Annotated in this window: 15 protein-coding genes; 10 read left to right on the top strand and 5 right to left on the bottom strand. The window is 71.3% G+C overall.

Annotated elements, in window-relative coordinates; all coding sequences use genetic code 11:
* Nucleotides 1-10 precede the first annotated feature (10 nt).
* Genes HG543_RS28855 through HG543_RS28845 form a run of 3 tightly spaced genes read right to left on the bottom strand, consistent with a single transcriptional unit; the run spans nt 11 to nt 4,194 of the window.
* Nucleotides 11-811 (bottom strand): outer membrane lipoprotein-sorting protein, encoded by an 801-nt coding sequence (locus tag HG543_RS28855; RefSeq protein ID WP_169348105.1) that lies wholly within the window; start codon nt 809-811, stop codon nt 11-13.
* On the bottom strand, nt 811-2,124 hold the full coding sequence (locus HG543_RS28850; RefSeq protein ID WP_169348104.1) for an ABC transporter permease: 1,314 nt from the start codon (nt 2,122-2,124) through the stop codon (nt 811-813). The genes HG543_RS28855 and HG543_RS28850 overlap by 1 nt, the downstream gene beginning before the upstream one ends.
* A gap of 3 nt (nt 2,125-2,127) precedes the next feature.
* A complete protein-coding gene (locus tag HG543_RS28845; RefSeq protein ID WP_169348103.1) occupies nt 2,128-4,194 on the bottom strand; it encodes an FtsX-like permease family protein in 2,067 nt (688 codons plus the stop codon).
* Nucleotides 4,195-4,361: 167 nt separating this feature from the next.
* Here HG543_RS28845 and HG543_RS28840 point away from each other — a divergent pair, with 167 nt between their 5' ends.
* A complete protein-coding gene (locus tag HG543_RS28840; RefSeq protein ID WP_169348102.1) occupies nt 4,362-5,891 on the top strand; it encodes a class I SAM-dependent methyltransferase in 1,530 nt (509 codons plus the stop codon).
* An 8-nt stretch (nt 5,892-5,899) separates the two neighbouring features.
* On the opposite strand, the gene HG543_RS28835 is transcribed toward HG543_RS28840, so the two are convergent.
* On the bottom strand, nt 5,900-7,387 hold the full coding sequence (locus HG543_RS28835; RefSeq protein ID WP_169348101.1) for a class I SAM-dependent methyltransferase: 1,488 nt from the start codon (nt 7,385-7,387) through the stop codon (nt 5,900-5,902).
* A 183-nt stretch (nt 7,388-7,570) separates the two neighbouring features.
* Here HG543_RS28835 and HG543_RS28830 point away from each other — a divergent pair, with 183 nt between their 5' ends.
* The 9 genes from HG543_RS28830 (at nt 7,571) to HG543_RS28790 (ending at nt 19,844) form a co-directional block, all read left to right on the top strand.
* On the top strand, nt 7,571-8,392 hold the full coding sequence (locus HG543_RS28830) for a 1-acyl-sn-glycerol-3-phosphate acyltransferase (protein ID WP_169348100.1): 822 nt from the start codon (nt 7,571-7,573) through the stop codon (nt 8,390-8,392).
* On the top strand, nt 8,389-9,321 hold the full coding sequence (locus HG543_RS28825) for an NAD-dependent epimerase/dehydratase family protein (RefSeq protein ID WP_169348099.1): 933 nt from the start codon (nt 8,389-8,391) through the stop codon (nt 9,319-9,321). Before HG543_RS28830 ends, HG543_RS28825 begins: the two co-directional genes overlap by 4 nt.
* A 77-nt stretch (nt 9,322-9,398) precedes the next feature.
* Nucleotides 9,399-10,982, top strand: coding sequence for a bifunctional 3-(3-hydroxy-phenyl)propionate/3-hydroxycinnamic acid hydroxylase MhpA (gene mhpA, locus HG543_RS28820; RefSeq protein ID WP_169348098.1), 1,584 nt, complete (start codon nt 9,399-9,401; stop codon nt 10,980-10,982).
* 191 nt (nt 10,983-11,173) lie between these two features.
* On the top strand, nt 11,174-12,385 hold the full coding sequence (locus HG543_RS28815; RefSeq protein ID WP_246357375.1) for an endonuclease domain-containing protein: 1,212 nt from the start codon (nt 11,174-11,176) through the stop codon (nt 12,383-12,385).
* Complete coding sequence (locus tag HG543_RS28810) at nt 12,372-13,373, top strand: hypothetical protein (RefSeq protein WP_169348096.1); 1,002 nt, start codon at nt 12,372-12,374, stop codon at nt 13,371-13,373. Before HG543_RS28815 ends, HG543_RS28810 begins: the two co-directional genes overlap by 14 nt.
* A 21-nt stretch (nt 13,374-13,394) precedes the next feature.
* Nucleotides 13,395-16,880, top strand: a complete 3,486-nt coding sequence (locus tag HG543_RS28805) for a helicase HerA domain-containing protein (RefSeq protein ID WP_169348095.1) — start codon at nt 13,395-13,397, stop codon at nt 16,878-16,880.
* A gap of 118 nt (nt 16,881-16,998) precedes the next feature.
* Nucleotides 16,999-18,453, top strand: a complete 1,455-nt coding sequence (locus HG543_RS28800) for an anthranilate synthase component I family protein (protein WP_169348094.1) — start codon at nt 16,999-17,001, stop codon at nt 18,451-18,453.
* Entirely contained in the window at nt 18,450-19,019 is a 570-nt protein-coding gene (locus tag HG543_RS28795; protein ID WP_169348093.1) for an anthranilate synthase component II, read from the top strand. Before HG543_RS28800 ends, HG543_RS28795 begins: the two co-directional genes overlap by 4 nt.
* Nucleotides 19,020-19,844, top strand: a complete 825-nt coding sequence (locus HG543_RS28790) for an aminotransferase class IV (protein WP_169348092.1) — start codon at nt 19,020-19,022, stop codon at nt 19,842-19,844.
* Between the two features lie 17 nt (nt 19,845-19,861).
* Here the strand turns inward: HG543_RS28790 and HG543_RS28785 are convergent, their stop codons facing one another.
* The gene (locus HG543_RS28785; protein ID WP_169348091.1) at nt 19,862-20,341 is read right to left on the bottom strand and encodes a PaaI family thioesterase; all 480 of its coding nucleotides are present in this window, start codon (nt 20,339-20,341) and stop codon (nt 19,862-19,864) included.
* Nucleotides 20,342-20,699: the final 358 nt, after the last annotated feature.

Below are 20,699 nucleotides of genomic sequence, written 5' to 3'. Positions count from 1 at the left end.
GGGGGCGGGCCTAGCGGACCCGCCCCTCCAGCCACGTCTTGGTGAAGATGTTGGGGCTCAGCGGCGCCAGTTCCACGTTGTCGTAGCGCACCGTGTACTGCGAGCCCGCCACCTCCTCCACCTCCAGCACCTCCTTGTACGGGTACACCTTCTTCCCGGCCACGGGGTCCTGGATGGGCTGGTAGCTGCGGATGAGGTCGGTGCGCAGCGGGCGGCCGGAGGGGGCGTAGCCGATGCGCTTGACGATGTTGAAGTCCGGGTCCACCCACAGGCGCAGCTGCGCGAAGGTGACGTCCACGCCCTGCTTCGCGGTGAGGTGCAGCTTCCGGAAGGAGACGCCGTTGACGACCTCGTCGCCCTCGTCCTTCGCGTCGTAGTTCTCCACCAGCCGCGAGCGGTCGAAGTCCTCCTCGCAGGACACGGTGTTGACGATGTTGCCCCGCTGGGTGGTGCGCTGCCACTGGCCGGTCCCGGACTCGTACTCCCAGAGGTTGCGGCCGATGCGCAGGTAGCCACCGCCGGCCAGGTGGCGCGGCTTGGTGATGTAGATGAGCAAATCCCTCGACTTGTCGCGCCGGTAGACCTGCACCTCCATCAGCTGCTCCGTGCCGTCCTTGCGCAGCTCCCGCAGGCGCACCGTGCCCTTGTAGTCGCTCTGGAAGGACAGGCGCTCGTCGATGCGGCGCAGCACCTCCAGGGCGGACGGCTTCTCGGCGGCCGCGGGCTTCGTGGCGTTCCCCGCCGCGCCCGCCAGGGACGGCAGCAGCGCGGCGAGCACGGCGAAGCGGCGGATGGACGCGGGCAGGTGCATCACAGGGCCTCCATGGCGGAGCGGGGAGACAACGAGGCGGCGCGGAAGGCGGGCACCAGCGCCGCCAGGCACGCGGAGGCCGTGACGAGCCCCACCGCGAGCACCACCGCGCCCACGCCGGGCTCCAGCGGCAGCGTGGTGCTGAAGAAGAAGCTGACGAGGGGACCGGGCAGCGCCACCGCGCCGTGCAGCAGCGAGCACAGCGCCACGGCCGCGGCGGCGCCCGTCGCGGAGCCCACGAGCCCGAGCAGCAGCCCCTCCAGCATGAACAGCGCCACCACGGAGGGACGCTGCATGCCCATGGCGCGCAGGGTGCCAATCTCCCGCGTCCGCTCGCGCACCGCGACGCTCAGCGCGGTGAAGAGGCCCACGATGACGACGGCCAGCACGATGAGCCCCAGCAGCACCGTCAGCGCGCCCAGGCCGTCCGTCACGAAGGACAGGAAGGAGGACTCGTCCTCCCACGTGCTGACGTCCAGCCGCTGCCCCCGCCAGCCCTCGCGCAGCATGGGCACCAGCTTGTCGCCGTAGGCCTGGCGCTCGGCCGGGAGCACCTCGAAGCCCGCCTTGCGCAGCGCCTCGCGCCACTGGCCGCCCAGCGCGTCCAGGTCCCCCAGCCGCGAGGTGTCGCCGCCACACGCCAGCTGCAGCACGCTGGCGGAGCCGGGGCGGTAGCCCTCCAGCTCCCGCAGCGTGCCGTTGGAGACGAGGAGGCCCGCGGAGCCGCCGAACAGGCCCGCGTTCTCCAGGATGGCCACCACCTCCACGTCCAGCGCGTTGCGCCGGAGCGTGCCCACCGGCTCCGCGTACAGCGTGACCTGGTCCCCCTTCGCCGCCTGGAGGATTTCGGCCACCGTGGCGGACAAGGCCACCGTCCTCGGCCGGGCCAGCGCGTCCAGGCCTCCGTCCACCAGGCGGAAGGCCCCGAGCCCGTCGCGCTCCGCCACCGGGTCCAGTGAGGTCAGGTAGGACGCGAAGCGCTGCCGGCCCAGGCCCGCGGTGGCCCGGCCCCGGCCGCGCTCGCGCAGCAGGCAGCCGGTGGGCACGAGCGGCGCCACCACCTGGCGCACCCGGCCCGCGTCTCCCATCACCGGCGCGATGCTGTCCGGGTGGACCTTGAAGTAGCCGCCGACGTTGAGCTCGCCGCTGAGGAGCGTGGTGATGGCCGCGCGCTGCGCGGAGGCGACGCCCGCCGACAGCGCCATCGTCAGCACCAGCACCGCGCTGGCGCCGGCCGCGACGGCGAAGAGCAGCAGCGCCCGCTCGCGGTGGGCGAAGAGGTTGCGCAGCGCCATTCCGAAGAGAGGCGGCATGGCTCAGTCCTCCCTCTTGCGCATGGCCGTGATGGGCGACACCGCGCTGCCGCGCCACGCGGGCGCCAGCGACGCCGTCACCACCACCGTGAGCACGCCCAGCACCACGGCGACCACGGCGGTCAGGGAGAGCCGCGGCATCAGCACCGTGCCTCCCATGAAGAACTGGATGGACTCGTCCTGGATGGAGATGCCGTTGCCCGCCAGCAGCTCCAGCAGCACCACGCCGAGCCCCGCTCCCAGGCCCGCGCCCAGCGTGCCCAGCAGCAGCCCCTCCAGCAGCAGCACGGCGAAGGCCTCCCGGCGCTGCATGCCCACCGCGCGCAGCGTCCCCACCTCGCCCACCCGCTCCCGCGCCAGCACCAGCAGCGTGCTCGCGGAGACCAGCACCACGAACAGCGCCAGCAGCCCGGAGAACGCCAGCAGCACCACCCGCGCCATGCCCACCGTGCCCGCGAGCATTCCGCCCGCCTGCTCCCAGTCCACCGTGGCCAGGGGGAGGTGGGCCTCCTTCGCCACCGCGTCGATGCGCGCGGCCACCGCCTGGGGCTCCGCGTCCGGCGCCAGCACCACCGCCGCCTGCAGGACGCTGCCGCCGCGCAGCTCCTCCGGGGTGAAGCGCTCCGGCCAGGACTGCTCCTTCTCGAAGACGGGCGCCTCGGATGCCGCGCCCGCGGGAGCCGGCGGCGCCGCTTCCTCGAGGACGGCGGCGGGTTGCAGGGCCATGTCCAGGGGCACGAGACCGCCGCCCATGCCGAGCGCCTCCACGTCGCGGCGGACCTCCTCCAGCTCGGCCTGCGTGCGCCGGCCGACGAGGAAGCGCGCGGTGACGAGGTCCATGAGCCCCAGCATGTTCACCCGGCTGCTGTCCCCGCCGAGCCCCTTGAAGCGGAAGGTGCCCCACACCTTCACCGGCACGGCGCCGACGCCGAGCCCGCTGGTGGTGCCCCTCAGCACCAGCGTGTCCCCGGGCCGCACGCGGTACAGCGGCAGGTGCGGGGCCAGCTCGCGCTGGAACTGCTCGTAGCGCGCGTCGAAGTTGGCGTCGTCCAGCGTGAGGAACTCGCGCAAGAGCGGCTCCAGCTCGCCGGGGTGGCCCAGCAGCTTCGCCAGCGTCCCCGCCAGGGCCTGGGAGCGCTCCACGTCGAGCCGCGACAGCAGGTCCGGCAGCTCCACGCGGCAGCGCTCCGCCAGCGTGGTGAGCGACTCGTCCGTGGCGAAGGTGGCGCCCCGCTCCCGCTCGCGGTGAAGCTGGTCCAGCAGCGCCGCCACCGGCAGCTTGAAGCCCTGCTCGTAGAGGCCGTGCCCCAGCAGCAGCCCGCGCTGGCCCGGCGGTGGAATGCTTCCGGTGACGAGCTCGAAGCGCGGGAAGGCGCGGGCGAACTGCTCCAGGTCCGAGCCCAGGTACTCGATGTCGATGGTCTGCCCCTCGCCCACCTGCCGGGCCACGCGGTTCTCCAGGTACTCCAGCGTGTCCAGCGGGTTGGCGCGGAAGCGCTCCCAGAACTCCGGCGTGCCCACCGCCTCCATGGCGCTCCGGTCCTCGCGGGCCTCCTCCGCGTCGAGGAAGGCGAAGGCCTCGGCGCGGCGGGCGTCGTCGCGCGCCACCTCCCGCAGGGTGCGCTCCAGGTCCTCGCCGAGCCGCGCCAGCCGCGCGTCCCGCGCCTCGGAGGCCGGCTCGCGCGCCACGCGGCGGACGGTGGCCAGCTTCTCGTCCAGGTAGTTGCCTCGCACCACCCAGGTGAAGCCCACCTCCATGGGCACCACCTCGCGCACGCCCTCCAGGGCCTTGAGGCGCGCCTCGATGGCGGGGAAGTCGGGCAGCGGCTGGAGCTCCAGCGCGCCGCCCGAGTCCATCACCACCACGGGCTGGCCCGCGGAGGAGGAGTTGTAGAGCTGGAAGTGGCCCGTGCCGCTCTCGATGAGGCTGCGCCGCGTGCCTTCGGAGACGCCCTCCACGAGCGCCGCGCCCACGGTGAGCAGCGCCGCGCTGCCCGCGGCGAGCAGGGCCACCACCCAGCTCCGCGGCCGGGCCAGCACGCTCTGCAGGGCGAATGACAGCAACGTCACCGGGGACTCCTCGCGATGCGGGCCCACCGCCGACGCGCCGGGGGGAGCGGGGCGGGGTTGACTCAACCGGACGTGGGAGCCCGGACGATAGAGAACCCCTCCTGACGAGGCAAGCCAGCCACCCTCCGTGGGTTGATTGCTCCCGGCGGACCGGTGAAGCTGCCGGCATGACGCCAAGCCCCTCCCTGGCGCAGTCGCTGCACTTCTGGGCCCGCAACGCCTCCAACGAGTCCGCGCTGCTCCAGGCCTCGCTGCGCCTGGGACTTTTCGACGCACTCCCCGTGGACGGAGCCGCCGAGCCCGTGTCGCTGGAGTCGCTGGCCCGCACGCTGGGTGCGTCGCCCCGGGGCCTCCGCTCGCTGCTGGAGCTGCTGGTGTGCATGGGGCTGGCGGTCCAGGAGGGCCAGGACGCGGGGCGCCGCTTCGCGCTCGCGCGGACCACGGCGGGCTTCCTGCGCGACGCGGCCTTCACCGCGAGGCTCCAGGCCGAGCTGCCCTGGTGGGCGCCCATGGGCCTGCTGGACGAGGCGGTGAAGCGCGGCGAGCCGGTGGAGCACGGCGGGCAGCGGTGGGACGTGCTCGGCCACTACCGGGCGCTCTTCCTGGATGCGCCCGGCGCCGGGGCCTCGCCCGAGGCGGAGGACTTCTTCGACCGCTTCGCCCGGAGCGCGGCGCGCACGCAGCTCCTCGTGACGGCGGGACGGCTGGGCCTGCTGGAGCTGCTCGCCACGGCGCCCCGGACGATGCCCGAGCTGGGCGCGGCGACTTACCTGACCACGGCGGGCCTGCGCGTGGTGGTGGAGGTGCTGGCGAGGCTCGGAATCACCCGTGAGGAGGGTGGCGCCTGGGGCCTGTCGCCGGAGGCGCGGCAGCTGCTGGAGGGCAAGGCGCTGGCGTACCTGGTGCGCTCGCTGTCGGTGTCCGCGCAGTACTGGGAGGCGCTGGGCCGGCTGGACGAGACGGTGCGTCACGAGCACTTCGTGTTGGACTTGAAGGACCCGGAGGTGAGCCGGCGCTTCTACGCGGACAACTCGAATCAAATCACCGCGGTGTTCGCCTCGCACTTCCAGCTCAGCCGGCGGGCGGCCACCACGCTGGCGCAGGCGCGGCCGCTGGAGGGCGCGGCGGTGCTGGACATCGGCACCGGCTCCGGCGTGTGGGGCGCGGCCTTCGCGCGGGCCACGCCGACGACGCACGTCACCTACTTCGACCAGGCGGTGGTGCTGGAGCAGGTGCGCCGCAACACGGAGAGCCTCAAGGTGGCGGACCGGGCGCGCTTCTGGCCCGGGGACTTGTTCACCCAGGACTTCGGCGCCGCGGCGTTCGACGTCATCATCCTGCCGCAGGTGCTCAACGTGCTCCGGCCGGAGGCGCTGCCGGGCATCTTCTCTCGTGTGGCGCGGGCGCTGCGGCCGGATGGCGTGTTGCTCATCGCCGAGTACGTGCTCGACGAGCGCCGCGACGGTCCGCTGGACCACCTCTACTTCGGGCTGCGGCGCTTCATGACGAACGAGGGCGACCTGCTGTCCGCCTCCGAGTACGGGCGCCTGCTGGCGGACGTGGGCCTCACCTCCACCGTCTGCATTCCCCTGCCCACGCAGGAGATGATTCTGGCCTCACGGCCCGGGGTGGCGCTTCCCACCCGGCTCGCGCCGGCCGACAGCGTGCCGCGTCAGGAGTCCGCCCGCCGGGCGTGAGCAGGGCTTCAGGCGGCGTCGGGCCAGGGGACATCGCCCCGGTGGGCGACGACGACCTGTTGAATGGGCATGTCGAAGGCGCGCGCGGCGGTGAGGCCCACGGGCTCCAATAGCGCTCGGAACTCCGGGAGGGACAGCACGTCGCCCTCGTTGGACACGTACCGGCGCAGCGCGAAGTAGAGCGCGTCCAGCGGGCCGTCGCGCCGGTCCGTGAGCAGGTAGCCGGAGATGAGCAGCACGCCCCCGGGCCTGAGCGCGCGGGCCAGCAGGGAGAAGAAGCCCGGCAGCTCCACGGGCGGCAGCGCGGGGATGATTTGCGGCAGGAGGATGACGTCGTACGTGTCCTCGCCGTAGTCCACGCCCAGGCAGTCTCCGGCCCACAGGCGCGAGCGCGGCTCCAGCTTCAGCTTCGCCAGGTGCGGGCGCACGGCGTCCAGCACGTGCGGCGAGTCCAGGAAGGTGACGTGCGTGGACGGGTCCGCCAGCCCGAAGGCCGCGCCCCACACGCCCGAGCCGGTGCCCACGTCCAGCACCCGCGCCCCCGCCAGCGAGCGCATGGACTTCACCAGCTCCGCCGCCTTGCGGCTCAGCCGCAGGTGCGAGGCGAAGATGCTGGAGATGCGCGACGCGTTCTCCTGGTAGATGCGGCGCGCCGTCTCCGGGTCCCTCAAGTCCAACCGGAACTTCCGCTCGCGCACCGCCTCGTCCAGGTGTCCGAAGGCCTCCCAGTACGCCATGGTGGCCGGCAGCGCGCGCTGGAAGTACGGCAGGCTCTGCGCGTCCAGCGCCTTGCCCGCGGCCTCCGTGAAGCCCCAGGCCTCGCCTTCCGAGCGGGTGATGCCCAGGGTGCCCAGCACGCCCAGCAGCACGCCCAGCCCTTCCGCGGAGGCGCCCGTCCCACGCGCCAGCTCCGCCAGCGCCACGGGGCCGGACAGCAGGCGCTCCAGCAGCCCCAGCTCCGCGGCCGTCACCAGGGCCTGGGTGCGCGCGAAGGCGCGGGCCAGCCGGTCATGGAAGTCCGCGGCCTCGGGGCTCGGGGCCGGCACCGGGGGGCCCAGGAACAGCGCGCGGTACCACCCGAGCAAATCCCACGACGCACCGTTCCATTCCACGGCCGCGCCGGTGCGCACGGCCTCCGGCAGCTTCGCGGCCACGTGCCACCAGCGCCGTGCCTCGTGAAGCCGCGCGGTGAAGGCCTCATCCCGGAGGAAGCCCGCCGTCGTCGCCGGCAGCGAGTAGCCCCGGCCCTCCTCGAAGAGGACGAAGCCCAGCGCCACCAGCGGCTCGATGACGGCGCGCGCGCCACGGAGGTTGCCGCCCACGTGCCGGGCCAGGGTGGCCAGCGGCACGGGCGCGCCCAGGCCCGTCTCCGGCAGGTGCGCCAGCAGCCCGAGCGAGAGCGCGGCCTGGAGCGCCGCGGACTCGTTGCTGGCGTCGCGGGCGTGGAAGTTGAGCCGCTGGACGAAGGCCGGGGATGACGCGACGGGCTCGGACATGGCGGAGGGCTCCTGTCGGTCCCAGCGAGACAAGCCCTTCCACCTCGATGGCGAGCTCGTCCTTGGATGTCATGAACAGGGGGCTGGGGGTGGGCGGCAGTATGGCCCAACGGTGAGCCGGTGCACACCCCACGCGCCCCGAGAAAGCAGCGGGCTCGTGCGGGGGGTGCTACGGTCCGCTCCGTGTCCGAGAGCGACTCACTGGAAGCACGGGTGGAGCGGCTGGAACTGCCGTTCAACGAGTACGGCGTGGACCCGTACGGAATCTCGAAGCGCCACCTGAAGCAGGCGCTCCAGGTCTTCGCCGCCCTGTACCGGTACTACTTCCGGGTGCGCTGCTTCGGCATCGAGCACGTCCCCCCGCGCGGCCGGGCGATGCTGGTGGGCAACCACTCCGGCGGCGTGGCGGTGGACGGCGCCATGGTGCTCACCTCCACCATGCTGGAGATGGAGCCGCCCCGGCTGGCGCAGAGCATGGTGGAACGGTTCCTCCACAAGTTCCCCGTGTCCTCGCTGTGGGCCAGCCGCACCGGCCAGTTCACCGGGCTGCCCGAGCATGCGAGGCGGTTGTTGGAGGATGACCGGCTGCTCGTCGTCTTCCCCGAGGGGGCGAAGGGCACGGCCAAGCTCTACCCGCAGCGCTACTCGCTGGTGGACTTCGGCACGGGCTTCATCCGGCTGGCCCTGCAGACGGGCTCCCCCATCGTCCCGTTCGCCTTCCTGGGGGGCGGCACGGCCGTCCCCACGGTGTTCAACGCGTACACGCTGGGCAAGCTCCTGGGGGTGCCATACGTGCCCCTCACCCCGTACGTGCTGCCCCTGCCCCTGCCGGTGCAGCTCGAAATCCATTACGGCGAGCCGCTCGTCTTCCAGGGCACGGGGGATGAAGAGGACCACGTCATCGAGGGCTATGTGCAGAAGGTGAAGGCGCGAATCGCGGGACTCATCGAGCGGGGCCGCGCCGAGCGTCACGGCCGGCGGTCGGGGAGGAAGCTGCTGCCATGAGGGTGTTGATTCCGGGCATTAGCGGAGGCATCGCGCGAAAGCTGGCCCTGCGGCTGCACGAGGCGGGGCACCAGGTGGCGGGCATCGACATCCGCCCGTGGGAGGAAGCGCGCGAGGTGGGCATCGAGGTGTTCCGCGGCGACGTGCGCAAGCGCGCGGCGGAGGACGTGTTCCGGCGCTGGCGTCCGGAGGCGGTGGTGCACATGGCCACCGTCACGGCCTTCACGGTGCAGGGCGCGGAGCGTGGCCGCATCAACCTGGACGGCACCAAGGCGCTGTTCGACCACTGCGCGGCGCACGGCGTGAAGCAGATTCTCTTCGTGGGGCGGCACACGTTCTACGGGGCGGCGCCGGACTCGCCGCTGTACCACTCGGAGGACGAGCCCCCGCGCGCGCTGGAGGCGATTCCAGAGCTGGCGGACCTGGTGGCGGCGGACCTGTACGCGGCCACGGCGCTGTGGCGCTTCCCGAAGCTGACGACGGCGGTGCTGCGGCTGCCGTACACGCTGGGCGCGCCGGGCACGGGCACGCTGGCGTCCTTCATCCGAGGCCGGCGCGTGCCGCTGGTGCTGGGGTACGACCCGCTCTTCCATGTGCTGCAGGAGGAGGACGTGGTGGCGGCGCTGATGCTGGCGCTGGAGAAGGGGCTGCGGGGCATCTTCAACGTGGCGGGCCCGCCGCCGATTCCGCTCTCGGTCATCGTCCGTGAGACGGGGCGCACCGGGATTCCGCTGCCGGCGCCGGCGCTGCGGCTGCTGCTGGGACGGGGCGGCTTCCCGCGGCTGTCGGTGGGGGCGCTGGAGCACCTGCGCTACCCCATCGTCGTGGACAACCGCCGCTTCCTGGAGGCCACGGGCTTCGAGTACCAGTCCAGCGTGGCGGACATCCTGCGCATCTACCGGGAGTCCGCCCCGGTGCCGCGGAGCTGAGGAGGGGTCGCATCCCCGCGGTCCAGGAGGCATGCTGTTCCCGAGCCAGGGCACTGCAAGACTTCCGGGGGGAAGACATGGCGGCGAGCACGGGTGACGTGGATGTGGTCATCGCGGGAGGCGGTCCGGTGGGCGTGCTCACCGCCAACCTGCTGGGCCTCCACGGTGTGCGCGTGCTGGTGGTGGAGCGCGAGTCCACGCCTCACGGCCAGCCCCGTGCCTTCTCGTGCGACGACGAGGCGCTGCGCATCTACCAGTCCGCGGGCCTCATCGACGCGCTGATGCCAGACCTGCGGCAGAGCCGGCGCGTCACGTACACGGGCGTGGGAGGCAAACCCATCGCGGAGCTCCACCTGAGCGAGGTGGACTTCGGCTTCGGGTACACCCCCATCTGGTTCTTCTACCAACCCCTGCTGGAGAAGGCGCTCCGCGAGGGACTCCGGCGCTTCGAGTCAGCGGAGCTGCGGCTCGGCGCGGAGGTCGAGGCGCTCGAACAGGACAACACTGGCGTCACGGTGCGAATCCGAGACCTCGCCAGCGGAGAACGCAGCGCGGTGCGCGCCCGCTACCTCGTGGGCTGCGACGGAGGACGGAGCACCGTGCGCGGGCTGCTCGGCATCTCCATGGAGGGCCGCAGCTACGAGGAGCCCTGGATTGCCATCTCCGGCACCGTGCCGGAGGAAGACGCGCCCTCCGAGTGCAACATCGTTTGCGACCCGGTGCGACCCGGCTTCGTGGGCCGGGGGCCCGTCGGCCAGTTCCGCTGGGAGTTCCGGCTGCGCCCCGGCGAGACGGGCGAGGAGATGACGCAGCCCGGCTCCATCCGCCGGCTGATGGCCCCCTATGTGAATCCGGACCGCGTGAAGGTGGAGCGGGCACAGCTCTACACGTTCCGCTGTCTGGTCGCGCCGCACTGGCGGCAGGGGCGCACCTTCCTCGCGGGGGATGCGGCCCACATGATGCCTCCCTTCATGGGCCAGGGGCTCGTCTCCGGCCTGCGCGACGCGGCGAACCTCGCCTGGAAGCTGGCGCGAGTGATTCACGGGCGCGCCTCGGAAGCATTGCTGGATACGTACGAACAGGAGCGCCGTCCCCACGTGCGCGCCATGCTCGATGCCACCGTGAGGCTGGGCTACGTGTTCCAGGCGCGCAACACCCCCACGGCCTTGCTGCGAGACGTGCTGCTGCGCGGCCTCCAGCGCGTCCCCGACGTGCGCCGCTTCGTGGAGGGCTTCCGCTTCAAGCCACCGCCGTCCATCGAGGAGGGCTGGCTGTTGGGCGGCCGTCGCTCCGGACGCGATGCTCCCGAGGGCAGCTATCTCCCGCAGCCCCGGGTGCGGCTGTCTTCCGGAGAGGAGCGGCTGTTCGACGACGCGCTGGGCTCCGGGTTCGCCGTGTTGAGCAGGAAGAACTCTCCCGCCACCGACGCGGCTCGCGGGCTCGCGGAGGCCCTGGGCGGCAGGGCCGTCACCGTGGGCCCGGCGGGCATGAGGAGCACGGGCGCGGCCGCGGTCGAGGACCACACGGGGAGGCTGGCGGAGTGGTTCACCCGGCACGGAGTGGACCTCGCGGTGGTCCGCCCGGACCGCTTCGTCTTCGGCGCGGTGCCGCTGGCGCGGCTGCAGGAATTGCGCACCGCGCTAGGCATGAGTCGCGATTGACCTGAGCCTGCTTGCAAGCTCTCCCGGCTTGCATCGCTCAATGACAGACACTCGTCCATACCACCCCGGTGGTAGGTCGCCAAAGCCTCATCACCGCCCCGACTTGCAACGAGGCTGATAAGAGGAGCAGGCTTCATCCCCAACGTGGCGGGTCACTGTCACGGAGCCTCGGGGGGCTCTGCTTGCAACCAATGCTCGACAGCGCGCTGTTCGACACGCTGGACCGTCATGGCCGGCGGCGCGCGGAAGGCATCTCCACGCTGAGCACCCTGGTGGGTCCTCCAGAGCGGGCACTCGCGCTGCTCACCGAATGGGTCCACCGCCAGGGTTTGAGCGTCGTCGTGGTGGAAGGAGACGACCCGCGAGCCATCGTCTCCGCCTGGGCCACCGCGCTCGCACGGGAGAAGGATTTGGCCGCCCACGCGGAGGCCTTCGTCGTCCTCTCCCAGCCCCTGGGCGGCAAGCGCGAGCTGCTCTTCCGGGGCAAGACGTTTCACGAGCGCCGCGTGCTCCTGGAGGGCCTGACGCCGCCCCGGTCCGGGACCGCCACCTGGGAGCTGTGTCGCCGCATCCTGGAGTCCCCTGCCCTGCCCCCGCCCGGAACCCTGCCCTCCACGGTGGACGAGGCCATCCAACAGGACCCGGTGCACACGCTCCAGGCACTGCTGGCGCTCGTGCCCGTGGGGAGTACGCCCATCCTCCGCGTCCGGGGAGGCCCTTCCGACTTCCGCGTGCTCCGCACCGCCGCCTCCCTCTGCGCCGAGGCCCCGGCGCTCACCACCGTCTGCGTGCTCGCGCCGGAGTCCTTCGCCGAGCACCTGCGCCGCGGTGAGTCGCGCGTCCTCGCGATGCTGCGGGAGGGCCAGGTGGACGTGCCGGTGGAGCCGCCAGCGGCCCTCGCCGCCACTCCGGTGAACTCGGTGGCCCCCACCCTTGCCCGGCTCCAGCAGGAGGGCCTCCCGGAGCCCATCCTCGCCCGCTATGCCGAAGCGGCCCGCTCGCTCATCACCGCGCGCCGCGAGGTCGAGGACCGCGCCCGCAGCAAGGAGGAGCGCTTCCTCTTCGACCTGCTCGAGCACCTCCCATCGACGCGGGGACTGTTCGCCCTCAATGCGCCCGTGGACGTGGGCCCGGGCTGCCGGCCGCTCGTCGTCGACCTGCTGTGCCGCGAACTGCGGCTGGCGGTGGAGCTGGATGGCTACTTCCACTTCCGCGAGGAGGAGCGCTTCCGGATGGACCGGCGCAAGGACCTCGCCCTCCAGCGCGCGGGCTACTGGGTGGTCCGCTTCCTCTCCTCCGACGTCGTTCCCCGACTGGAAGAAATCCTCGAAACCCTCAACACCCTGATTGCCGCTCGGAGGCAGGAGCGCTTCGGGCCGGAGACACACCATGGACACCGCTGACACCCGTCTGCGAGGGCTGGCCCTCGCGTGGCTCACCACGCGCCTCAAGCGCCCCGGTACGCGCAAGGAATTGGAGGGGGCGCTGGCCCCGTTCGTGGAGCACCGCCTCAGCCGCGCCGAGTGGAAGGCCCGCTTCGACACGCTGCTGGAAGGACTCCTCCACGACGAGCTGGTGGCGGAGCGCGGGCGCAGTGGCCTGACGCTGACGGCCCAGGGACGTAGCGAGGCGCTCGCGTTTCTCCAACTGGAGACGCTCCCTCGCGGGCTCACGTGGAAGAAGCTGAAGGCCACGTACCTGCTCGCGCTCGGCCTGGACCTGGAGCAGACGAAGGCGGTGCGGGAGCGGCTGGCGAGCGCCGACGGCGTGCGCGCCGCCGTCCTGAAGCGCGAGCACCCCGTGGAGGACTCGGACGTCCTCTCGTTGGCGCAGATGCGGGACCGGCTGCTGTGGCGCCAGCTCGGCGTGGAGACGGAGCGCCCATTCACCCTGGCCGCCGTGCAGGCCCACCTGCTCGGCCAGCTCCTGGACACGGAGACGAAGGACCCGCGCAAGGCCGTGGAGCAGCTCGCGGCCCGCGCCGCCGGTGCCACGCGGGTGGACGCGGAGGCCGTGCGCCTGGCTCTGCTGCGCCAGTGGGCCATGGCCGAGCCGGGCACTTCGCCCGCGCCCGAGGAGACACCTGCTCCGGCGTCCGAAGCCGAGTCCCAGGACTCCGTGGCGAGCTTCGCCGAGCGCGTGCTCGCGGTGGCCCGCGCCCTGCCCACGGGGCGCTTCGGGCAGAACAAGGTCTTCATCTCGCACGTGTGGAAGGCCCTCCAGCCCGAGTGGAGCAGCCGCGAGGCCTTCGACGTGGCGCTGCTGGAGGCCAACCGCACCCGCCACCTGTCGCTGACGCGGGCGGACCTCGTATCGGCCATGGACCCCCGGGACGTGGCCGAGTCCGAGGTGCGCTCCTACGGCGCCAGCTTCCACTTCGTCGTCGTCTGACCTGTCATCCCGGGAGCGCACGTGCCCACCGACCCTCGACTCGAAGCCTTTCTCACCGAAGGCCGTGAGGTCTTCAGCAGCGTCCAGCAGGGCCAGCACCTCTGGCAGGCGGACCCGTTCGACGTGGAGGCCCTCAACGCTCCGGCCCGCCGCGCCTTCAAGCGGCTGCTGGAGCGCGCGGCGTCCGACTCGCCTCCGGAGGCAGGCAAGCTGTTGCTCCTGCTCGGAGAGTCCGGCAGCGGCAAGACGCACCTGGTGCGGGCCTTCCGGAACCTCGCGCACGGCCAGCGCCTGGGCTTCGTCGGCTACATGCCGATGACGGTCGATGCGAGCAACTACGACCGCTATATCCTCTCCAACCTCGTCGACTCGCTGGACCGTCCTTACGACCTTGGCACCGGGGAGGACACCGGGCTGATGCGGCTGTCGGACGCGCTGATGACGCACTGCCGGAGCGTCTTCGCGCCGCTCATCCCCGACGAGAAGGTGCTGGAGGACGAGGAGCTCCACGGCACCATCCGCGCGGTGGCCGACGAGCTGCTGTCGGACGCGCGCTTCCAGCACGTGGAGGTGGACCTGTTGCGCGCGCTCATCTACCTGCAGCGCAGGGACCCGCGCATCAACCGCCGCATCTTCCACTGGCTGCGCTGCGAGGAGCTGTCGCAGGCGGACCGGGAGGTCATCGGGCAGCTCATTCCCCGCACGGCCGATGACGGGCCGGCGCGGATGGTGGAGCACCTGGGCCGGCTGATGGGGGCGCTGGGGCATGCGCTCGTGCTGTGCGTGGACCAGGTGGAGGACTTCAACGACTTCGAGCAGCGCCCGCAGTTGGAGAACTCCTTCCGGAGGGCCATGAGCAGCCTCGCAGCCATTGTCAGCCGGGTGCCCAGGGCGGTGGTGGTCGTCTGCTGCCTCGCCGACTACTGGGCGAAGATGCGTCCCCTGCTGCATCGCTCGCAGGTGGACCGCATCGAGCAAGATCCCGAGCCGGTGAACCTGGAACCCACGGTTACAGCGGAGACGGCCCGGGACATTGCGGCACGCAGGCTGAGGGCACTGTACGAATACCAGGGCGTGGCTATCGATCCGGCGGACCCGACGTGGCCCATTCCGGCCAGGGGCTTGGAGGCGCTCGGAGGTCTTCGTGCACGAGACGTGCTGAACGAATGCCAACGCTATCGCGAGCGTGCCCTCCAGGACCGCCGGTTGCCGGACAGCTTTCCCCTGCCTCGCATTGGGCAGGACAAGACCTCGGGCGCCGGAGGCGCCATCACTCCGAAGGTGGACCTGGACCAGATGTGGACCGACTTCAAGGCCACGTACCGGCCAAAGCTGCCGGACGACGCCTCGGACATCGCGATGCTGCTCGCGTGGGCGATTGAAGTCGGCAGTGACGAGCTGGGCGGGGCGCCGCGCTTCACCGTCAAGCCCCGGGACGAGGAGGCGATAGACGTCAGCGTGCAGCCCGATGGGAGCAAGCTACTCGTCGCGCTCTGCGAGATGGACTCACGTGGCGGCGGACTTGGGCGGCAGATGGCCAAGGCGCTCAAGGCAGCCGGTGGCAAGACGCCCGTTCTCGTGCGGACCTCGGAGTTCCCATCGAGGGCGGGCACGGTGGTCGCGGACCAGATTGGCCTGCTCACACGCAAGGGTGGGCGGCGCGTGGTGGTTGGCGATGGCGAGCTGCGCGAGTTGGTGACGCTGCGCGCGTTCCGCGAGAAGCACGCGGGACAGTCGGTGCTTATCGAGTGGAGCCGGACGGCGCGTCCCGTCACCCGGCTGAAGTCCGTGGGGGACATTCTCGGGCTGGAGCGCCTGGGAGGGACGACGCCGCCTTCCGGTCCGTCGAAGCCCCCCTCGGAGCCCACGTCGAAGAATGGCAAAGCCGCCGCGGAATCGGGCGCTTCGCCGTCCAACATGAAGCGGAACGGCTCATCATCGGGGCAGGCGACGCTCTTCGAGGATGCTCGGGTCACCCTCACGGCTGCTTCCGTGAGCGAGCAGGCCACTTCGTCGCGGGACGCCACCCGGGGGGCCTCCCATGGTGAGAGCGACACCGAGGGTTCCCGGCTGGAGTTCAAGAACGCGGGCGATCCGCTGTTCTCCTCGCAGCGCAAGGAGACTCCCGCGGGAGGCACGGCCATTCCTTCCGGTCTGCAGCCCGCCACGCGCACCGTCACGCCCACGCAGCTTCCGGTGGTTCCCAAGGAGGTCCTCACCGGATCCATGCGGTTGGGCACATCCGAGGGCATCATGGCCAAGGAGGTCTCACTGGAGCCGGTGGACCTGACGAAGCACAGCGCCTTTCTCGGAGGAACGGGCAGCGGCAAGACGACGCTGGCCCTCAATGCGGTGGAGCAACTGCTGCTGCGCGGCATCCCGGCCATCCTCATCGACCGCAAGGGAGATCTGGCCACCTACGCACGCGAGCTTTCGTGGCAGGAACGGCTGGAGAGCCCCGCGCTCCTGGAGCGGCGGAGGCTGTTGCGTGAGCGTGTCGACGTGGCGCTCTACACGCCGGGTCGCTCGGATGGGAGGCCCCTGGCCATGCCCGTCATTCCCCGGGGCCTGGAGTTGTTCTCACCGGAGGAGCGTGAGCAGGGCGTCCAGCAGGCGGCGGACGCCATCGCGGGGATGCTCGACTACAAGAGCAGCGCGCGAGATAGGGCGACGCGCATGTTGCTCACCCAGGCGCTCCGGCTGCTGGTGCAGCACCCGCCTGGGACCGAGCTCACGCTCGACATGGTGCACCACCTCGTGGACTCACGGGAGCCCGCGCTGGTCCAGGAAGCGAGTGGCCTCGACCCGCGTGCATTTCCCAAGCTCGCGCAGGACCTGGCCTGGTTGCGGATGAACCTGCGCCCCTTCCTGTCGACGGGCGGTGAGCGGCTGGACATGGAGGAGTTGCTCGGGCGCGGCGTCGCGGGCGTTCCGGGACGGACGCGGCTGAGCATCATCAGCACCAAGTTCCTGGGGGACAACTCGCGCATCCTCTTCTGGGTGTCCCAGCTCCTCCTGGAGGCGAACCGTTGGACCAGCCAGCACCCCGCCTCGCAGCTTCAGGCGGTGGTCCTCTTCGACGAGGCGGACTTGTACCTGCCGGCATTGAGCCAACCCGCCACGAAGCAGCCCATGGAGAACCTGCTCAAGCGGGCTCGGTCCGCTGGCCTGGGCGTGATGCTCGCCACCCAGAGCCCGGGCGACCTGGACTACAAGTGCAGGGAGAACGTGCGCACCTGGTTCGTGGGCGCGGTGACCCAGGAAACCGCCCTCAAGAAGCTGCGGCCCATGTTCGCCGAGGCGCGGGTCGACGCTGACGCGAAGCTCCCCGCGCAGAAGCCGGGTCAGTTCCACCTGCTCCGCGACGGACAGGTCCAGCAGTTCAAGGCGGACCGCTCCGTCATGCGCACGGAGCAGCTCCCCGAGGACGAAATCCTCCGACTCGCCCGCCAGACGCGGGAGAAGAGCACGGCCACCGGTGCCTCCAAGGCCAGTGGCTCCCGCTGACGCCTCCGCGTGACGACCCGGCGAACCCGGCTCCCCACCGGGCCGCCGGACGCTGGGTGGGGAGGCGGTCACGAAGCTCCGGCCCGCCGGGGAGGTTCCTGCTAGGAAGCGCTCCAGCATGGACTCCCCGTCTCCCCCACTCCCTCCCTTCGACCGGGCCCACTTCGAGGCGCTCGTGGCCCGGGGCTACAATCAGGTGCCGGTGGTGCGGCGGCTGGCGCTGGGGGCACTGCGGCCGACGGACCTGTTGCGCGCCCTGCCCACCGGGCATCGCTTCCTGCTGGAGAGCACCCGCGTCAGCCCGGAAGGACGCTACTCCCTTCTCGGCTCGCGACCGTTCCTCCACTTCTCCGCGAAGGGCGGCCAGTGCTTCCTCAATGGAGAGCCCCAACCGGGCGCCCCCCTGGACGTGCTGCGCGGCCTGCTGCGCCGCTGGCGAGCCCCCCGCTTGCCGGGGATGCCCCTCTTCCTCGGCGGCGCGGTGGGCTTCTTCAGCTACGAGGCCAGCCACTACTTCGAGTCCCTCCCCCGCCATACCCACGATGACCTGAAGCTGCCGGACATCGCCCTGTCCTTCGTGGACACCTTCCTCGCGGTGGACCACCAGGAGGGCCACCTGCTCATGGTGGCCACCGGCTCGGAGTGGGAGGACTGTCTGCGCCGCCTGGAGTCGCTGGAGACGTCCGTGCGCCGGGCCGTTCCCACGCCGCCTCCAACTCCACCCACACTGCCAGCGCCCACGGTGGAGTACCGCTCCAACTTCACCCAGGACGCCTACCTGACCTCGGTGGAGCGCGTGCGCGAGTACATCCGCGCCGGAGACACGTACCAGGTCAACCTCTCCCAGCGGCTGGAGGTGGACTTCCCCGGAGCGCCGCTCGCGCTCTACGAGACGCTGTCGGCCACCAACCCCGTCCACTTCGCCAGCTATCTCGAAGGGGACGGCTTCCACGTGGTGAGCGCCTCGCCGGAGCGGCTGGTCCGCGTGGAGGACGGCCGCGCCATCACCCGGCCCATCGCCGGCACGCGCCGCCGGGGCACGCCGGAGGAGGAGGCCCGCTTCGTCCAGGAGCTGCGCACCAGCCACAAGGAGCGCGCCGAGCACGCCATGCTCGTGGACCTGGAGCGCAACGACCTGGGCAAGGTGTGCGCCTACGGCACGGTGCAGGTGGCGAAGCTGATGGAAATCGTCGAGTACGCCCACGTCTTGCACATCGAGTCGGAGGTGACGGGCCAGCTCGCGCCGGGCGTGGAGCCGCTGGACGTGGTGGGCGCCCTGTTCCCTGGAGGCACCATCACCGGCGTGCCCAAGATTCGCACCATGCAGATCATCACCGAGCTGGAGCCGCACGCCCGGGGGCTCTACACGGGCTCGCTGGGCTACCTGTCCTTCTCGGGGGACCTGGACCTGAACATCGTCATCCGCACCCTGGTGGTGAAGGACGGCCGGGCCTATGCGCAGGTGGGCGGAGGCATCGTCCACGACTCGCAGCCGCGCCAGGAGTACAAGGAGACGCTCAACAAGGCCCGCTCGCAGCTCCTCGCGCTGTCGGCGTGCGGGAGGGCGGGATGATCCTCCTCATCGACAACTTCGACTCCTTCACCTTCAACCTCGTGCAGGCGCTCGGCGTGCTGGGCGCGGAGCTGAAGGTGGTGCGCAACGACGCCATCACCGTGGAGCGGATTGAAGCGCTCCGGCCGGACCACATCGTCATCTCCCCCGGCCCGTGCACGCCGGCCGAGGCGGGCGTCTCCATGGATGTCATCCGCGCCTTCGGGGGACGGGTGCCGTTGCTCGGCGTGTGTCTGGGGCACCAGTGCCTGGGACAGGTCTTCGGCGCGAAGGTGGTGCGCGCGCCGGTGCCGGTCCACGGGAAGACGGCCGAGGTGGAGCACACCGGCCAGGGTGTCTTCAGGGGACTGGACGCGCCCTTCACGGCCGCGCGCTACCACTCGCTGGTGGTGGACCCGGAGGGCCTGCCGGAGTGCCTGGAGGTGACGGCCTGGCACGACGGGCTCATCATGGGCATGCGACACCGCGAGCTGCCGCGCCTGGAGGGCGTGCAGTTCCATCCGGAGTCCTTCCTCACGCCGCAGGGTCCACGGCTGCTCGCCAACTTCCTGGAGCCGGAGCGCTGAATGTTCAGCACGGTGGCGGTGGATGGCGAAGTGCGGCGCTGGGAGGACCTGCGCCTGCATGACTTCGCACAGGGCTTCTTCTTCGGCGCGGGCTTCTTCACCACCTTCCGTATCGACTCGGGCACCCCGCTGTTCCTCGCGAGGCACCTCGCGCGGCTCCGCGCGAGCCTCGCGGCCTTCCCCGGGGCCGTCCGCGCGCCCTCGCCCGAGCACCTCTCCGACGAGGCCGTGCGCGCCACCCTCCGGCGCTGCCTGGAAGCGGACGCCGCGCTCGGCTCCAGCTTCACCGGCGTGGGCAAGCTGTCCGCGAGCGATGGCCACCTGCTGCTCACCTTCCGTCCGGCCGCTCCGGACGCGGAGCGCCTCCGGCGGGAGGGCCGGGCGCTCGACACGGTGGAGCCGGGGGTCTACCGGCGCGGAGAGGTCACGCTGAACCACAAGGGCCTCTCCTACTTCCGCCAGTACGCGCTGATGGAGCGGTTGCCCCTTCTCGGCAACGAGGCCGGCGAGGTCTGCGAGCTGCCCACCGCCAATCTCTTCTTCCACCTGGACGGCGCGCTCGTCACGCCGCCGCTGGACGCGCCATGTCTGCCGGGCATCGTCCGCGCGGTGCTCCTGGAGGCGGGACGCCTGGGCGGGCTGCCCGTGGTGGAGCGTCCCGTGCCGCTGACGCGCCTCGCGGACGTGAGCGCCTGCTTCTTCACCAACTCCGCCGTGCTGGCCACGGGCGTGCCGCGTCTGCTCCGGCGGGAGCTGCCCGGAAGCCTGCCGCTGGCGGAGCAGGCCCGAACGCTCATCGCCGCCGTCGCGCGACGTGAAGGCTGACCTCTCGGCGAGACGCCTCAGCCCGAGATTTCCCGACCGCTCACAGTCATCATCGTCGCGAGCATGGTTGCGATGGGTTTCGGGCCCGCCTCGGTCTCCGCGACCACGTCACCTGTGGTGACCATGAGTGTCCGGCCGGGCTTCGTCACCCGCCCATACGCGACGAACCTGCGGCCAGCGGCAGGCGCGAGAAAGTTCACCTTGTATTCCACCGTGAGGACGGCGGCGTCCACGGGCATCAGCGAGTAGGCGGCGTAGCCGCATGCGCTGTCGACGATGGCCGTGACGATGGCCGCGTGCAGATACCCGTGCTGCTGCGTGAGGTCCTCTCGGAATGGCAGCTCGATGACGACCTCGCCCGGCGATACGGAGGTCAACGCCGCGCCGATGGTGTTCATGACGCGCTGGCGAGCGAAGCTGGCGCGAACGCGCTGCTCGAACGCGGCGTCTGCTGGAGTGAAGGCCTGTGGTCCGAAGGGGGGCCTGGCAGTGCTCATCGAAGTGCTCCCACTCGAAAGAGTTCGGGGCGTTCGAAGATATCCAGTACCAACCTGCTTCAGGGAAATCCGGTAAGGCCGCGAGGATTGCCCGCGGCTCCCTTCGCCATTCCGGCGCCGCCCCTTCTGTTTCCATGGCGCATCTTCCGCGCCTCGGATTCGTTCGAGGTGGGAATCTTCCTGGCATGTCAGCCCTCTCCGGAAGGAGGGCCGTCGTGGAGGAAGGATTCCTCCAGCAAGGGGGGCGCCCGAGGCGGGCCGTCGTGGAGGAATGATTCCTCCAGCAAGGGGGGCGCCCGAGGCGGGTCGTCGTGGAGGAATGATTCCTCCAGCAAGGCGGCGCCGGGGGGCTGGGAGG

This window comes from Pyxidicoccus fallax (genome assembly GCF_012933655.1).
Taxonomy (GTDB): Bacteria; Myxococcota; Myxococcia; order Myxococcales; family Myxococcaceae; genus Myxococcus; species Myxococcus fallax.
The sequence above is the reverse complement of the archived record's forward strand: the minus strand, read 5'-3'. Positions and strand labels throughout refer to the sequence as shown.

Coding starts and splice junctions, on each gene's coding strand:
- HG543_RS28855 (WP_169348105.1), bottom strand. CDS start 811: ATGCACCTGCCCGCGTCCATCCGCCGCTTCGCCGTGCTCGCCGCGCTG.
- HG543_RS28850 (WP_169348104.1), bottom strand. CDS start 2,124: ATGCCGCCTCTCTTCGGAATGGCGCTGCGCAACCTCTTCGCCCACCGC.
- HG543_RS28840 (WP_169348102.1), top strand. CDS start 4,362: ATGACGCCAAGCCCCTCCCTGGCGCAGTCGCTGCACTTCTGGGCCCGC.
- HG543_RS28835 (WP_169348101.1), bottom strand. CDS start 7,387: ATGTCCGAGCCCGTCGCGTCATCCCCGGCCTTCGTCCAGCGGCTCAAC.
- HG543_RS28825 (WP_169348099.1), top strand. CDS start 8,389: ATGAGGGTGTTGATTCCGGGCATTAGCGGAGGCATCGCGCGAAAGCTG.
- mhpA (WP_169348098.1), top strand. CDS start 9,399: ATGGCGGCGAGCACGGGTGACGTGGATGTGGTCATCGCGGGAGGCGGT.
- HG543_RS28815 (WP_246357375.1), top strand. CDS start 11,174: ATGCTCGACAGCGCGCTGTTCGACACGCTGGACCGTCATGGCCGGCGG.
- HG543_RS28810 (WP_169348096.1), top strand. CDS start 12,372: ATGGACACCGCTGACACCCGTCTGCGAGGGCTGGCCCTCGCGTGGCTC.
- HG543_RS28800 (WP_169348094.1), top strand. CDS start 16,999: ATGGACTCCCCGTCTCCCCCACTCCCTCCCTTCGACCGGGCCCACTTC.
- HG543_RS28795 (WP_169348093.1), top strand. CDS start 18,450: ATGATCCTCCTCATCGACAACTTCGACTCCTTCACCTTCAACCTCGTG.
- HG543_RS28790 (WP_169348092.1), top strand. CDS start 19,020: ATGTTCAGCACGGTGGCGGTGGATGGCGAAGTGCGGCGCTGGGAGGAC.
- HG543_RS28785 (WP_169348091.1), bottom strand. CDS start 20,341: ATGAGCACTGCCAGGCCCCCCTTCGGACCACAGGCCTTCACTCCAGCA.